This window comes from Flammeovirga kamogawensis, from assembly GCF_018736065.1.
Lineage (GTDB): Bacteria > Bacteroidota > Bacteroidia > Cytophagales > Flammeovirgaceae > Flammeovirga > Flammeovirga kamogawensis.
The window spans coordinates 2262082-2276678 of the sequence record NZ_CP076128.1 but is presented as its reverse complement, the minus strand read 5'-3'; the positions used below and the strand labels follow the sequence as shown (position 1 = coordinate 2276678).

The following is a 14597-nucleotide window of genomic DNA, read 5'->3' as shown; positions in this document are numbered from 1 at the left end:
GTTTAATCAAAAAGATTCTATAAAATTATCAATTACTCTTTTTATTTATGCTGTTTTCATGCGATCTTCAATAAGGTGAACTATATTTTTTTATAAATTTTTGATTACTAATCTCTCTTTAACTTTATGTACAAATCTTTATTAATTTTCTCTTTACTCTTATTTTTTATTCAAACTATTTCAGCTCAAGAAAAAAAAGAGCCAAAACACTTTATTTCAATTACTAATGCAAATACCTATATCCCGAAAGGAGCAGGTGTAGATAATTTAGATCATAAAGGACATTTTGTACCCGGTTTTGGTATTGATTATTTATACAGGTTTCTCCCAAAATGGGAAGTAGGGATTATGGCAGACTTTGAAGTAGGTGAGTATATTATTCCTCATGATGAACCATTAAAACGAGAAAATGCTTTAGTACTTGCTCTAGTAGCAACTTATACTCTTATTCCTAATTGGAATGTATTTATGGGTGGAGGGGTAGAATTAGAAAAAGACCATAACCTTGGTATTTTTAGATTGGGTACAGAATATGCATTTCCAATAGGTCAGCAAGGTTGGGCAATTCCTTTGGGAGTATTTTATGATATAAAAGAAGGTTATGATGCTTGGTCTATTAGTGTAGGTGTTGGAAAAGCCTTTTAAAATATAAACGGATAGTTACTTTTTGTAACTATCCGTTTATGATTAACTTTTTAATATTATTTCTGTAATCTCTGGATCCATACCAATTCTTCCTGCATAGGCATGATAACCAAATCCTCTATTTACATATAATTTTTGATTTTCTTTTTCGTAAAGGCCAGCCCATCTAGGGTATTTATATTGAACAGGACTCCATTTTATTCCAGGAATTTCTATTCCAAATTGCATTCCATGAGTATGGCCTGCTAGCATTAAATCCATGTCTTTATGATCGGTAACTTTTTCATCCCAATGTGAAGGATCATGAGACAGCAGAATTTTAAAGGGAACATTATCCAGCCCTTGGTTAGCTTTATCAATATCACCAAGTTGTGGAAAAGGCTTTAAACCCCAATTTTCTACACCTACAATGCCTATTTTGTCTCCATTAATTTCGATTGCTCTGTTCTCATTCAATAGTAAATCGAAACCAATATCTCTATTAGCTTTTTTTACAGCATCAAGGTTTTGAATTTTTTCTGTAGCAGAATTCCATTGTACATAGTCTCCATAATCATGATTACCTAGAATTGAGTACATTCCATGCTTTGCTTTCAAATTCTTAAAAACATCAATCCAACCATCTGTTTCAGAAGCAAAGTTATTAACTAGGTCACCTGTGAAGACAATAATGTCAGGATTCCTACTATTAATCATCTCTACAGCTTTAGCAACAGATTCATGTCCTTTAGGAAAACTGCCAATATGAATATCTGATATTTGGATTATTTTAAATCCATCAAATGCTTTTGGTAAATTTTTGAATGATAGGTTTTTTCTTATCACTCTAAAATTAAATCTACCTTTTGTGTAGCCATATGCAAATGCACCTAATGGAATTGTTGCTAGTCCAGCCCCAACAAAAGTTAGAAATTTGGCTCTACTAATTGTATCTCCACTAGGGTTAACTTTATTTCCGTTTTGGAAAAAGTGTATAACTTTACTTCCTAAATAAGCTAGATCATCCGCTCCGTGGAAGATATTAAAGACCAATTTTGTAGCAATAGACATTAAGAGTAATGCACTAATACTAAAGAAAATATTTGTGTATTCAGGTAGCCTAAACTTATCTAAGTTAAAAACGGTCCATATTAAAGATAAGTAGACAATACTATTAAATAACCAATAAATTCCTGTGGTTACTTGTCTGTAAATTGGAGAAATATTTTCTGTAATTAATCGAATACCTTTAAAGGCATAAAGGTCTATTGAGGTAATTACAACCAATACAAACCCAAGAATGATTAATGCTTTGCTATTCATGTTTGTAAATTAATTAATTTGACATAATTATTGTTCAAACAACTATTATACTAAAATAGAATAACTGACAAATTGGCTTATTGTTACAAAACTACATTTTCTTTATGTCCAAAAACTCTTTTTAGATAAGCGACCATGTATTCTTTAGAAGGTTTAAAACGATAGCTTTTCTGTTCATAATCAATAGAACCATCTTTTTGTGGGGTTAAATGGTAAACAAATACCGTTCTTCCTTTACCTTTTCCTTGCCATCCATCAAATGTTCCGAAACGTAGATCGTTTATCCAAATACTATTGCCATGGTTTTCTACAGTATAGAAACCTTTGGTAACATAAAGTAATTTATCTGTTTTAGTAGATGGTGGTAATTTATCTAAGAGTTGATGGTTTTTTGGAGTAACAGAAAAAGTAACTTTTTTATCTTGGTCAAAAACAGAATAAAAACCAGTGTAATAACTAGAGTCAGTTTGTACGCTTGTTGCCCAAAGCCAAATATTTAATGGTGTGGGTTTTGTGATATAATTTTGATACGTAATTCCTTGTTCTTTCAAATTGGTTTCAAAAACATTATTAGCTTTATTCTGAAGAACAAAACCTAGTAAAAGATAGGCTGTACTAATTCCTAACCCTATATAATTTAATTGTTGTCTAATTTTACTGTCTTTAGGTTTACATAACGCTATAATAAGTAACACCATAAATGGCAGGGTATAATGTGGGTCTACTACAAATACAGTATATGTAGCAAAGCCATAAGGAGTAAATGGCCACATTAATTGAGTTCCCCAAGTAGTACATGTATCTAGTAATGAATGAGTAATAAACCCTAAAAAGAATAGTAGTGTCCATTCTTTAAATGTGTCTTTTTGTTTACCAAATATTTTATGACATAGATATCCAAAAATTGGTGCAGCTAAAAAACAGAATAAAAATGAATGGGTAACACTTCTATGGAAAGTTAATTCTCCAACGGTATCTAAGAATGGAGATGCTAAGGTATCTAAGTCTGGAATTGTTCCTGCTATTGCACCAAATATGGCTGCCTTAATTCCTATTTTTTTACCTAAAACAGCTTCTCCTACAGATGCACCTAAAACAACTTGAGTTAGTGAGTCCATGTATATTCGTTAAATATTATTAAAAAAGTGAGTGTTTTTAAACAAAAAATATCTCTAACAATGTTTACACGATAAAATTTAAATTTTAGGATAAATAATTGTTCTTATCGAAGAAAGATTAGTTGTTTAATTTACACATAAAATAAATCTCGACTGAAAACAGAGTTTCTATTTTTTTATCATTAAGCAAACTTGATAAATAATTTTTGATTCAACTAATCTAAATTTTCAATCTAACTTAACTATCATTTTAATTATGAAAATTAAACACTTAATCATTGCAAACATTGTAGCATGTTCATTTATCGCATGTGCTCAAGAGGCCAAACAACAAGAGGAAGAAGTAGTAGAAGAAAAAGTTGTTGAAGTAGTAGAAGTTGTAGAAACAGTAACTGAAGAAGTTGCTAACGATACGACTGTTGTTTTGACAGAAACGGAGGAAGTAGTAAAAGAAGAAGTTTCTGAAGAAGCTGAAGCGCAAGAAACGGCACCAACTGGAAAGCCTGAGTAAGACTTTACTACATATAAATAAAAAGGAGATCATAGTAACTAACTATGATCTCCTTTTTTCTTACCAAGAGATTTTTTCTTTATTTAAAAAAGAAGAAATACCTTTTTTACAATCTGCTGATTCTCTTGCTTTAGCATTTTCTTGTACAGCAATATCTAATGCCTCTTCAATTGGTAAATGCCAAGTAGAGTTTAATAATTTCTTTGTGTTCATTTTTGCCTCCAAAGAAGTTTCTGAAATTAATTTAAAAGCAAAACTTTCTACTTCTTCATCTAAATTAGCTTCGGTTGTAGTTCCGTTTATCAATCCATATTCTAATGCTTTATCAGCTGTTATGGTTTGCGCAGAAAGTAATAATTGTTTTGCTTTTCCCTCTCCAATTTTTCTAGCTAAAAAAATGCTAACAATTGCAGGTATAAAGCCAATTTTTACTTCGGAATAACAAAATTTCGTATTGTTAGCAGCAAAAGAAAAATCACATAAAGTAGCTAATCCACATCCTCCAGCAATAGCGGCACCATGTACACTAGCAATAATTACTTTCGGGAAAGTGTATATTTTATAAAATAATTCTTTTAATGCATTAGAGTCGTTTACATTTTCATCAAAAGAGAAATTCTGAAGATTTTGTATGTACTGTAAATCGGCACCAGCACAAAAGGCTTTTCCTGCACCTTTTAATACAACAGCACTTACTTCTTCGTCATTTTCGATTTCACTTAAAACGTTTGATAGTTCAGCAACTAAATCAGCATTTAGGGCATTTCTTTTTTCTGGCCTGTTTAAAGTGATATACGCTATTCGTTGTTTTTTTATAAAAATTAGAAGAGAATTGTCTAACATGTTAATTGTTATTTAATTGGTGATAAATAGCATCGATTAAACAACTAATATCTATTATTTTCACTGCGAATCAAAACACCTTATATCAATCATAAATTAATCTTACTAACCATTATGAAATCAGATATTGAAATAGCACGATCAACAATCTTAAAAAAAATTATAGAAGTTGGTAACGGAATTGGCATTGCTGATGAAAACATCATTCCTTACGGACACTATATGGCTAAAGTACCTTATGAGGTAATAAACCAAGAAGAGATCAAAAAGAAAAAGCTAATACTAGTTACAGCTATTACACCAACAAGAGCAGGTATTGGAAAAACAACAACATCTGTGGGTTTAGCTCTTGGCTTACAAAAATTGGGTAAAAATGCTATTCCTGCTTTAAGAGAACCCTCATTAGGTGTTTGTTTTGGTATGAAAGGAGGAGCAGCAGGTGGCGGTCATGCACAAGTTTTACCAATGGAAGATATTAATCTTCATTTTACAGGTGATTTTCATGCGGTAACCTCTGCCAATAATATGATTTCTGCATTAGTAGATAATCATCAACACTTTGAAAGAGCTTCTGGCAAGCAGTTAAAATCAATTAATTGGAGGAGAGTTCTTGATGTAAATGATAGAACATTAAGACAAATTGTTACAGGATTAGGTGGTATTGGAAATGGAGATGTGGCTGAGGCCGGTTTTGATATTACTCCTGCATCGGAACTAATGGCTATTTTATGTTTAGCAGAATCAAAAGAAGATTTAGAGGATCGAATTGGTAACATTTACTTAGGCTATGATCATAATAACGATCCTGTTTATGTAAAAGATTTGGATATCCAGGGAGCAATGGCTGTACTTTTGAAAGATGCTATTCACCCTAACTTAGTTCAAACTACAGAGAATTCCCCTGCGTTTATACATGGAGGGCCTTTTGCAAATATTGCACATGGTTGTAATTCTGTTTTAGCTACTAAAATGGCCATGCAACATGCAGAGTATACTATTACAGAGGCTGGTTTTGGTGCTGACTTAGGTGCTGAAAAGTTTTTTAATATTAAGTGTAGAAATGCTAGCTTAAAACCTGACTTAACTGTAATTGTAGCAACATCACAAGCATTAAAATTACATGGAGGTGTTGCACTAGAAGATATAAAATCGCCAAATTTAGTTGGTTTAAAGAAAGGTATGCTTAATCTAGAACGTCATATAGAAAATATGAAAGGTTTTGGGCAAACGGTTTTAGTTACTTTTAATCAGTATTCTTTTGATACGGATGAAGAAATGGAATTTGTAGCATCTTGGTGTAAAGAACGTGATGTAGAATTTGCCATAAATGATAGCTTTGCCAAAGGGGGGAAAGGTGCAGTTGATTTAGCTCAGAAAGTAATAGATTTAATTGATACAAAACCTTCTGGACCATTACAATTTACTTATGAACTAGATGATTCTATTTACAATAAATTAGATAAAATTGCGAAGAAGATTTATAGAGCAGATGGCATAAAATTAGATAATAAGGCTTTAAAGAAATTGAAGCGTATTGAAAAATACGGGATGGATAATTTACCCGTTTGTATTGCAAAAACTCAAAGTTCATTTACAGACGATGCTAAAATACTTGGTGCACCAAATGGTGGATTTCATATCCATTTTGAAGATTTATTAATCAACAATGGAGCTGGTTTTATTGTAGCTAGGGCAGGGAGTATTATGCGAATGCCAGGTTTACCACGTGTACCACAAGCCAATAAAATAAAGTTTATTGACGGGAATATTGAAGGATTAAGCTAAAATAAAAAGAGCGTTGATTTAGATATCAACGCTCTTTTTTATAGTATTAACTATATTTTATTTGAAGGTATTTGATTGTACCTTCAATATCTCTTGATCTAATTGGTTCTCCTAGTGCTTCGAATTTCCAATTTCCATCTAATTTATATAACCTTCCCATAATCATGGATACATATCCAGCAAATTCTTGATCAGATGATAAGTTAAATGTCGCCAGTATCTCGTTTTTAGTATACATTCTTACTTCTGAAAAAGGAATTGTAGCAAAGTCCTGTTTTTTGTAAGAGTTAAGGTATAAAAATATTTGATCTATATCAGGCTGTACTTCATCAAGATGAATTTGAATTGTTTCATTATCTAAACCATCATCTTCGCCATCATCACCTTCTAGGTCATCACCTGTATGTGTAACAGCACCATCAGGAGAGGTTAACTCGTTGTAATAAACAGTATAAATTTCATTCATTTCTTTATCGAATGCACTTATACTAGCATCTAAATCAACATTTACTTTATGGTTTATTAAACCAAATAAAGCTTTACCCTGTATAGCTCCCCAATTTACGCCTACTCTTAAAAAATCTAACTTATTGCCATCTTTCTTCATCAAAGAAATTTTACTTCCTTTAGAGAGTGATATTCCGGACTTTTTTGTTAGTGATGTATTCATACTTGCAATGATATTTTTCTATGTGCTAATTTATTAGAGAACAATAGTGTGCTTAAGTTTAAGCATATTTATCAACGTAACCTTGTAATCCAATTTTAGATCCAATGCCAGAAGCAACAAAGTTCCATTCTTTTCCATTTCTGATAAGACGGCCAAATTCCATATCTGTTACACTTTTAAAGTTATCATCGTCTAAATTATAACGGATAATTTCTCTTTGTGTATCAATATCTACAATTCTAATATAAGCATTTGATAACATACCAAAGTGATGTCTTAAAACATCAGCATTGTGTATAGATGCAACAAAAACAAGTTCTGTTACAGCATCAGATATATTAGATAAATGGGCAAGGATCATTTCATCATCTCCTTCACCTTTTCCAGTTCTATTATCACCAGTATGCTCAATGCTATTATCAGGTGATTTTAAGTTATTAAAGAAAACAAAGAATTCATCTGCAGGTAATTTTCCAGTTGCATCAATCATAAAAACTGAAGCATCAAGGTCTACAGTGTTGCCAGGTACCATATCCCAACCAAGGCCAACCATTATTTTATCAAGGTTTCCATCGTCTTTAGAAAGATTGAATCTTCCACCTTTTTTTAAGGAAATACTCATATACGCTCGTGAATAGAAGTTAATTAAGTCTGTTTAATCAACGAATAATTTGGATTAAAGTTGTAGTTAAAGCCAAGAAAATTTTCAATGTATTAAAGAGCAACTTATTATTTTATCCGTTTCTAAAGTTTTAGATAAGTAATATGTCGTTATTGATATTTTACTTACCTATAAATATAGAAGTTCAGTTTATTTTTTATTAAAAAAATCATCAATTTTCTGATCATTATCTGTCTTTTCTTTTTTATTGAAAAAATTATCTATCAGATTATTGTTTGTTTGTTCTTCAATAGTAGAGCTTTTTTCTTTAAAGAAATTTGTAATTTTACTAGAAGAGTTATCTTTTGCAATAGACGTATCTAGCATCTGATTTATTTCCATTTCGAGTAGATCATTTTCTTCATAAATCTTATTATCTAGAAGTTTATGACTTAATTCTTCAAGAAATTCTTTTACATCAAAATCTTTTTCTTGTGGGTGTCCTTTAATTTGAATAATCTTAGCTGAGATCGCTTCAATTTGAAAATCAAGAGTAGAAATGTCACAAGCAAACTGTAATATTTCAGTTTCTAATTGCTCAATAATATCCTTGTACTTTATTATTTCAGATTTTAAGGAGTTGCCATACTCATTCAATTGCATTGCTTTACCTCGGCTGTTTTGCTCTAGTTGTGCTTTTATATCAAAATCATTTTTTAGGATGTGCTTATTAATAGTTTCACTTTTTTCTTCTAATTGTTTACACTGGTTTTTTGCTTTTAAGTGATAGCTAACTGTTAAAGATTTTTGTGTCTTTAACTCATGTAAACTACTATTCAAATCCACAATTGGAGAAGAATGCTTATTAGAGTTGATAATTTGTTTAAAGCGGTTCCACATAAGACAGCAATAGGAAAGTATTAAAAGAGTTTCTTTTACACACTATAGCTCATTCAGCTCTTCACGTAATTTTAGTAAAGCATCATGATGTTTGGCTGTTTCTTCGTAACCAACATCAACAATTTCGCTCAATTTATCTGGGTGTGTATCGAAAGTATTAAAATTAATTAAATCTTGTGGGAAAATCGCTATGTCACAGTCATTTAATTTATGTAACTCCTCTTTGTCTCCTTTTAAAGATAAAGCTCTTAAAGCTACTTTTTGAACGCTATTTAATTCACTTTTATCATAAGTTCTAATAGGCGATACATAAACACCAATAACTTTTTCGCATTTATTTCTAATAACATCAAGGGGAAAGTGGTTTAGAATTCCACCATCACTATAGATAATATCATCTATTTCCATTGGAGAAAATACAAAAGGATAAGCTGAAGACGCAAGAACGGCATCTACAATAGAACCTGTACTAAAGATTTTTTCTTCTGCATTTTGCATATCTGTAGCAACTACAAAAAGATCTTTCTCACAAGCATCAAAGTCATCTTTCTTTATTATAGTTTTAAAGTCGTCTTTTAAAGATTTAGGATTAATAATTCCTTTAAAAGTCATATGAGGCTTAAAAAAAGCTCTTTTTTTCCAATTAAATAAATCTGTTTTTATAAAAAAGTCTTGAATCTCAGTAAGTGGAGTTCCATAAGCATACATAGAACCGACAATAGATCCTGCGCTTGTACCTGCAACTGCATCTGGAATAATGCCTAGCTCTTTTAGGTAGAATAGAACACCAATATGTGCTAAACCTTTTGCCCCTCCACCAGATAAAACTAAACCTAGTTTATATGGCTTTTTATTACTTGTGCTCATTTATTAAATTTTCTAGGTTAGTAACTATACTTGTTCTTAGTGAAACTAATTTGTTGTATTTCTCTTTATTAAAAGCTGATAAAAAAAAGACTCTGCTATCTGAAGCTACTTTTTTATAAAATTGATACATAAAGAAGGAAAGATATGTTAGTATTGGAAATACCAAGAATATACAGAAATTAGTTATACCATTAATTGCTAAAAACTGATTTAAAATAAAGATATATATACCATAAAATATGGGATAAAATATACCAAATAAGGTAATCATGTTTGCCCCCCATACTTCTATTTCATCAGAAGATTTTTGTCCTAAATACTTAGATAGTTTATAAGGTGTATAATTGATTAACCAACTTATTATATAAATAGGATAAACAGTTAAAGCAAATATAAACTTTAATGTAAATAGAACTGCGTTTTTATTTCCAGAAGCTGCTTTCCAAAGACTTTGATCATCTATTTTATAGCTTTTTAAAAGAGCATTGTATTTGGTGAGTTTAGTGTTGATATTTTGAATTGAACTTTTACTAGAGGTGTTTATAATTTCTACTCCTTTTCTTAAATTTTCGAAGTATTTTTTTAATGATTTTTTTCTACCCCATCCATTTGTAGGTTCTTCGTTTAGCATTACTAATGCACTTTTTAGATTATCTTCTTCTTCTAAATCATTAAGCGTAAAATACCTTTCTAACAGACGTTCTTTAATAATACTTGTTACTTTTTTTGTTGCTTTATTGGGGTTCTCTTTATATTCTTCTTGGTAATCTTTAACACATATTGCAGGTGCGATATCTATAGATACGCTAGGTAGTAATTGTGTTGCATGGGTATAATTTAAAGCTACAGGTACTATATGAACACCCAAATTAAAATTGTTACTGTCTTCTGCTTCGAAACCAATACGGGCAGTTCCAGATTTTAAAGGGCGTAATTTACGTTCCCAGATACTCGTTCCTTCTGTGAAAATTAAAAGACATTGATTTTTTTCTAATGTTTTTACACAGCTAGCAAACATACTTTTATTAGAAAAACCTTCACCTTGTGGACCGTCTTGTTTTCGAACAACAGGGATCATGTTTAATTTACCAAAAAACCATTTTTTAAATGGAGTATTAAAAACGGTAGACTTTGTTAGAAAATGAAGCGGTCTTGTAAAAGTTGTTCCCATTACTACAGCATCCATGTGCATTAGTGGGTGTGTAACTGCAAAAATGAGTGGTTTATCTTTTGGAATATTTTCCCAACCGTTTTTTTCAACTTTATAAAATACAAGATTAGTATAGATGTGCTTTATAATGTTTTTTATAAATGTGTATAATGTAAAGTTCATAAGGGAGTAGCTTTAAGAATTTACGATAGAAAGTATTTCTTTTAATTCTTGCTCTTTAAGGATTTGAATATCTTTTCCTTGTTGATTTAAGGTTCTTACTTTCTGTAATTTACTTGGTCCGGGGTCTTCTCCAACCATTACTAAATTAGTTTGACCAGAAATGTTTGTATTTATTTTAGCACCTAAACCTTTTAATATGGTAGCTAATTCTAATCTCTCCCAAGTATCAAAAACACCAGTAATAACCACTTTTTGTCTATAAAAAGGACTATCAGGATCTGCATTATCAAAATCAGGTCTTAATATTTCACCAGATAGTTGAGTGCGGTACGGAGCAGTTTTTTTCTTCTTTTTAAATGGATTTTTTTCAAAAACAGGAAGCTGCTTTTCGGATAATAACTCTATATACATTTTAGCACATGCTTCTGCATCAGCAAGTGCATCGTGGTGTTTTAATTCCCAACCATAGGTATAGCAAATATCATCTAAAGCGGCACCTGTAAGTTTATAAGTACAATCGTATTCAAAAGAGGGGATATCAAGATCATAGAGTTCTAATGTCTGTTCTAATGCCGAAACATCAAAACCAGCATTATGAGCAACAATAAGTTGACCTTCAATATAGGGTTTCATTTCATCCCAGATATCAAACAAACTAGGAGCATTAGCCGTCATTTCTGCCGTAATTCCATGAATTGTAGTATTAAAAGCATGGTACCTATTATCTGGTGGGCGAATTAAAGACTCGTACCTATCTATAATAACACCATTCTTTACACGTACAATACCCACTTGGCAAATACTCCATCTAGCACCATGTGCCGTTTCAAAATCTATTGCTGTAAACTCCATTTATTCTATATCCTCTTCTGAACTTACAAAGTTCAGCATTTCTTATGATCATTAGTAATGAACTTAATCAGCAAATGTAAGTATTAAGAAAGATTAAGTTGTATTTTAATTTAAACAAAAAAAATCACCTTACTTTTTTGGTAAGGTGATCATTAGAAATGTATTCAATATTACATTTACTGTTGAATATATCTTTTGACAATTTTTTCATTCCCTGATTGAATAACTATTAAATAATTACCAGGGTATAAAGTTGTTCTTGTTTCTAAATTATATAATAAACTTTCTGGAGAATCTTGAATTGTATCTTGAAAGATCATTCTGCCAGATTTATCAATTACACTTAGTTGAATACTATTACCTAAAGATAAACCATCTAGTTGTATTTTTGAACCATCTGCTGATGGATTAGGAAATATATTGGCAGTTAATGATTTCTCTACTCCATTAGGATAAACAGTTAAAGGACCAAATTCTTCGTAAGCTTCATCAAAATCAACCTGTACTAATTTATAGTAAGTGACAGCCGTTAATAAATCGTTGTCTACAAATTTATAATCTCTTTTTACATTAGAATTACCTGCAGCATCTAAAGTTGCTAATACCTCCCAATTTCTTTTGTCATTAGAACGCATTACATCAAAATGAGATGCATTTTGCTCTGAGGCTGTAGACCATGTAAGTGTTGTGTTGTTTGGATTTACAGTTGCTTCGAAAGAAATTAGTTCTACTGGGAGATCTGAGACTCTATCTGCTACAGAATTTGCCAAAATAAAATCTCTATGATCTTCAATTCCTAGATCGTCATCACCTTCAATATATATGCCATCGTGAGATCCAGTTGAAACACTAGGTGTTCCTAGTCCTGATGTTGACCCTGCATAAATAGTACCTTTATTTGCTACTACTAATGAAGATCCTACTCCATTACTAGCAAAATCACCAGTAACAATTAAATATGCAGATTTAAAATTACCTCCTCCACCGATAGTGATATTATTATTTCCACTTAAACTTAAATTACCATTAATAATGAAAAATGCTTCACTTTCAATAGTTAAGCTAGCTCCTTCATTTAAAGTTATATTTCCATTAATTTGTACATAGTTATCGACATTACCTGTAGTTTTAATTTCTAATGTAATATTGTTGTTTATTATTAAGTCATATCCAGATAATACAGAATACTCCACCAATCCATTAAGACTACAATCAGATGTAATAGTAATTGTTTTTTCTACATCATCTTGTGTAGTAGGAGAACAAAATTGGGCATATATATTATTAGTAAAAATAAATAGAAGTAATGTAAAGAATTTATGCATGATGTAATATTTAAAGCCTGTATAGAATGTTTAAGAATACAAGAAGTTTAATTTCTTCCTTGGGTCACGTAATATTGGGGAATTAGGTTTGAATTATATTACTGTTTACACCAATTATGAAGAAGAATCTTTATTAAATGCAAATAAACGTAAACTAATTTTACTTTCAAATTGTTTTAATAACTAATATTTAGTTGATGTAGGTTTTTCTTGTAGGATGGTAAATTATTTGGAACTTTTTGCTAATTAGGTAATTAAATGAGTGTTTATTCATTATTGGTAGTGTTATGGGATTATTGAAAATATTCTTTTATAAACCGATTTTCTCATATACCAATCTTTTGATTTATCTTACAAAATCATTTATCAATCAATAAAACTATTATGCAAATTATTATTTCTATTCTAATTGTTATTGTCGCTCTTTTACATCTTTATTTTCTTTATTTTGAGATGTTTGCTTGGGAAACAAAAGGGAGGAAAGTTTTCAATAAATTCCCTAAAGAGCTTTTTTCTAGTACTAAAGAGATGGCAGCCAATCAAGGGTTGTATAATGGTTTTTTGGCAGCGGGTTTAATTTGGTCACTTCTAATTTCTTCATCAGAATGGGCAGATAATGTAGCTTTATTCTTTTTAAGTTGTGTAACCGTAGCTGGGATTTATGGAGCCTATTCTGTTGATAAAAAAATCTTTTTTGTTCAAGGAGTACCTGCAGTTATTACTATCATTTTTATTCTTTTGAAATAATGGATACACTAACTCAAGAAATAAAAAAATGTGAGATTTGTGTTGGTAAAATTCCAAATCCTCCGCACCCTGTATTTTCATTTCATCCAAAATGTAAAATTATTATTGTAGGACAGGCACCTGGAGCTGTTGTAGATAGAACGGGAATTCCTTGGGATGATAAGAGTGGCGAAAACCTTAGAAAATGGATGGGGGTGACCAATGAAGAATTTTATGATAAAGAAACGATAGCTATTTTACCAATGGGGTTTTGTTTTCCGGGTACGGGTAAATCTGGTGATCTACCTCCAAGAAAAGAATGTGCCCCAAAATGGCATACAGAAATTCTACCTTTATTAACTAATGTAGAGCTTATATTACTTGTAGGTAAATATGCTCAGGATTATTATTTGAAAGGTATATCGAAAAAGAATCTCACGGTGACAGTTAAAAATTATGCAGAATATCTTCCTAAATTCTTTGTACTGCCTCATCCATCGCCAAGAAATAATATTTGGATGAAAAAAAATGCTTGGTTTAAAGAAGATGTTCTTCCTACTTTTAAGGTATTAATCAAGTCAATTTTACAAAAATGAAATTAGAGACCAACCGTTTACTATTAAGGTCAATTGATTTAAATGATGCACCAGATTTTTTCTCGTATAGATCTGATACTGAAGCTAACAAATACCAAAGCTTCGTTCCTGTGGTTCTTAAAGAAGCAGAACAGCTTATATTAAGATTACCAACTGACTTTAATAAAATAGGTACGTGGTTTCAATTGGGGATTTGTAAAAAAGGAGAAGATAATTTAATAGGTGATATTGGCGTTCATTTTATAGATAATGAACAGGTAGAGATAGGAATTACTTTGTCAAAAGATGAACAAAGAAAAGGTTTTGCAAAAGAAGCTTTAACGGTACTATTTGATTTCCTTTTTAAGGAATTAAACAAACATAGAATAACGGCTTCTGTAGATCCAGCTAATGTTGATTCTCTTAAATTAATGGAGAAATTAGGAATGAGAAAAGAGGCACATCATATACAAAGCTTATTCTTTAAAGGAGAGTGGGTAGACGATATTATTTTTGCACTTTTAAAGAAAGAATGGAAATAAAA

The 14597-nt window shown here is 30.9% G+C and carries 16 protein-coding genes; 6 read left to right on the top strand and 10 right to left on the bottom strand.

Going from position 1 to position 14597, the window contains the following annotated elements:
- Nucleotides 1–126: 126 nt before the first annotated feature.
- A complete protein-coding gene (locus KM029_RS09050; protein ID WP_144072978.1) occupies nt 127–645 on the top strand; it encodes a hypothetical protein in 519 nt (172 codons plus the stop codon).
- Nucleotides 646–687: 42 nt separating this feature from the next.
- Here the strand turns inward: KM029_RS09050 and KM029_RS09045 are convergent, their stop codons facing one another.
- Together KM029_RS09045 and KM029_RS09040 are read right to left on the bottom strand one after the other, a co-directional pair.
- Entirely contained in the window at nt 688–1947 is a 1260-nt protein-coding gene (locus KM029_RS09045; protein WP_144072977.1) for a metallophosphoesterase, read from the bottom strand.
- 83 nt (nt 1948–2030) lie between these two features.
- Nucleotides 2031–3065, bottom strand: coding sequence for a metal-dependent hydrolase (locus KM029_RS09040; RefSeq protein ID WP_144072976.1), 1035 nt, complete (start codon nt 3063–3065; stop codon nt 2031–2033).
- Nucleotides 3066–3321: 256 nt separating this feature from the next.
- Between KM029_RS09040 and KM029_RS09035 the strand changes: the two genes are divergently transcribed.
- Nucleotides 3322–3576 (top strand): hypothetical protein, encoded by a 255-nt coding sequence (locus KM029_RS09035; RefSeq protein WP_144072975.1) that lies wholly within the window; start codon nt 3322–3324, stop codon nt 3574–3576.
- A 60-nt stretch (nt 3577–3636) separates the two neighbouring features.
- Here the strand turns inward: KM029_RS09035 and KM029_RS09030 are convergent, their stop codons facing one another.
- Nucleotides 3637–4419, bottom strand: a complete 783-nt coding sequence (locus KM029_RS09030) for an enoyl-CoA hydratase/isomerase family protein (protein WP_144072974.1) — start codon at nt 4417–4419, stop codon at nt 3637–3639.
- A gap of 114 nt (nt 4420–4533) precedes the next feature.
- Here KM029_RS09030 and KM029_RS09025 point away from each other — a divergent pair, with 114 nt between their 5' ends.
- Nucleotides 4534–6204 (top strand): formate--tetrahydrofolate ligase, encoded by a 1671-nt coding sequence (locus KM029_RS09025; protein ID WP_144072973.1) that lies wholly within the window; start codon nt 4534–4536, stop codon nt 6202–6204.
- A gap of 46 nt (nt 6205–6250) precedes the next feature.
- On the opposite strand, the gene KM029_RS09020 is transcribed toward KM029_RS09025, so the two are convergent.
- The 7 genes from KM029_RS09020 to KM029_RS08990 all read right to left on the bottom strand — a co-directional run bounded on the left by KM029_RS09020 (nt 6251) and on the right by KM029_RS08990 (nt 12752).
- Nucleotides 6251–6874, bottom strand: a complete 624-nt coding sequence (locus tag KM029_RS09020) for a TerD family protein (RefSeq protein ID WP_144072972.1) — start codon at nt 6872–6874, stop codon at nt 6251–6253.
- Nucleotides 6875–6932: 58 nt separating this feature from the next.
- On the bottom strand, nt 6933–7496 hold the full coding sequence (locus KM029_RS09015) for a TerD family protein (protein ID WP_144072971.1): 564 nt from the start codon (nt 7494–7496) through the stop codon (nt 6933–6935).
- A 189-nt stretch (nt 7497–7685) separates the two neighbouring features.
- Entirely contained in the window at nt 7686–8375 is a 690-nt protein-coding gene (locus KM029_RS09010) for a hypothetical protein (RefSeq protein ID WP_144072970.1), read from the bottom strand.
- 42 nt (nt 8376–8417) lie between these two features.
- Nucleotides 8418–9242 (bottom strand): patatin-like phospholipase family protein, encoded by an 825-nt coding sequence (locus tag KM029_RS09005; protein WP_144072969.1) that lies wholly within the window; start codon nt 9240–9242, stop codon nt 8418–8420.
- The gene (locus KM029_RS09000) at nt 9229–10575 is read right to left on the bottom strand and encodes a 1-acyl-sn-glycerol-3-phosphate acyltransferase (protein ID WP_144072968.1); all 1347 of its coding nucleotides are present in this window, start codon (nt 10573–10575) and stop codon (nt 9229–9231) included. Before KM029_RS09000 ends, KM029_RS09005 begins: the two co-directional genes overlap by 14 nt.
- 12 nt (nt 10576–10587) lie before the next feature.
- Complete coding sequence (locus KM029_RS08995; RefSeq protein ID WP_158631011.1) at nt 10588–11427, bottom strand: exonuclease domain-containing protein; 840 nt, start codon at nt 11425–11427, stop codon at nt 10588–10590.
- Nucleotides 11428–11603: 176 nt separating this feature from the next.
- A complete protein-coding gene (locus tag KM029_RS08990) occupies nt 11604–12752 on the bottom strand; it encodes a T9SS type A sorting domain-containing protein (RefSeq protein ID WP_144072967.1) in 1149 nt (382 codons plus the stop codon).
- A 384-nt stretch (nt 12753–13136) separates the two neighbouring features.
- Between KM029_RS08990 and KM029_RS08985 the strand changes: the two genes are divergently transcribed.
- Genes KM029_RS08985 through KM029_RS08975 form a run of 3 tightly spaced genes read left to right on the top strand, consistent with a single transcriptional unit; the run spans nt 13137 to nt 14595 of the window.
- On the top strand, nt 13137–13499 hold the full coding sequence (locus KM029_RS08985; RefSeq protein ID WP_144072966.1) for a DUF1304 domain-containing protein: 363 nt from the start codon (nt 13137–13139) through the stop codon (nt 13497–13499).
- Nucleotides 13499–14074: a uracil-DNA glycosylase family protein gene (locus tag KM029_RS08980; RefSeq protein ID WP_144072965.1), complete on the top strand. Its 576-nt coding sequence runs from the start codon at nt 13499–13501 to the stop codon at nt 14072–14074. Before KM029_RS08985 ends, KM029_RS08980 begins: the two co-directional genes overlap by 1 nt.
- A complete protein-coding gene (locus KM029_RS08975; protein ID WP_144072964.1) occupies nt 14071–14595 on the top strand; it encodes a GNAT family N-acetyltransferase in 525 nt (174 codons plus the stop codon). Before KM029_RS08980 ends, KM029_RS08975 begins: the two co-directional genes overlap by 4 nt.
- The last annotated feature ends 2 nt before the right edge of the window (nt 14596–14597 follow it).

Bases quoted from the DNA above. Each gene is read 5' to 3' on its own strand.
- KM029_RS09050 (WP_144072978.1), top strand. From the start codon at position 127: ATGTACAAATCTTTATTAATTTTCTCTTTACTCTTATTTTTTATTCAA.
- KM029_RS09045 (WP_144072977.1), bottom strand. From the start codon at position 1,947: ATGAATAGCAAAGCATTAATCATTCTTGGGTTTGTATTGGTTGTAATT.
- KM029_RS09040 (WP_144072976.1), bottom strand. From the start codon at position 3,065: ATGGACTCACTAACTCAAGTTGTTTTAGGTGCATCTGTAGGAGAAGCT.
- KM029_RS09035 (WP_144072975.1), top strand. From the start codon at position 3,322: ATGAAAATTAAACACTTAATCATTGCAAACATTGTAGCATGTTCATTT.
- KM029_RS09030 (WP_144072974.1), bottom strand. From the start codon at position 4,419: ATGTTAGACAATTCTCTTCTAATTTTTATAAAAAAACAACGAATAGCG.
- KM029_RS09025 (WP_144072973.1), top strand. From the start codon at position 4,534: ATGAAATCAGATATTGAAATAGCACGATCAACAATCTTAAAAAAAATT.
- KM029_RS09020 (WP_144072972.1), bottom strand. From the start codon at position 6,874: ATGAATACATCACTAACAAAAAAGTCCGGAATATCACTCTCTAAAGGA.
- KM029_RS09015 (WP_144072971.1), bottom strand. From the start codon at position 7,496: ATGAGTATTTCCTTAAAAAAAGGTGGAAGATTCAATCTTTCTAAAGAC.
- KM029_RS09010 (WP_144072970.1), bottom strand. From the start codon at position 8,375: ATGTGGAACCGCTTTAAACAAATTATCAACTCTAATAAGCATTCTTCT.
- KM029_RS09005 (WP_144072969.1), bottom strand. From the start codon at position 9,242: ATGAGCACAAGTAATAAAAAGCCATATAAACTAGGTTTAGTTTTATCT.
- KM029_RS09000 (WP_144072968.1), bottom strand. From the start codon at position 10,575: ATGAACTTTACATTATACACATTTATAAAAAACATTATAAAGCACATC.
- KM029_RS08995 (WP_158631011.1), bottom strand. From the start codon at position 11,427: ATGGAGTTTACAGCAATAGATTTTGAAACGGCACATGGTGCTAGATGG.
- KM029_RS08990 (WP_144072967.1), bottom strand. From the start codon at position 12,752: ATGCATAAATTCTTTACATTACTTCTATTTATTTTTACTAATAATATA.
- KM029_RS08985 (WP_144072966.1), top strand. From the start codon at position 13,137: ATGCAAATTATTATTTCTATTCTAATTGTTATTGTCGCTCTTTTACAT.
- KM029_RS08980 (WP_144072965.1), top strand. From the start codon at position 13,499: ATGGATACACTAACTCAAGAAATAAAAAAATGTGAGATTTGTGTTGGT.
- KM029_RS08975 (WP_144072964.1), top strand. From the start codon at position 14,071: ATGAAATTAGAGACCAACCGTTTACTATTAAGGTCAATTGATTTAAAT.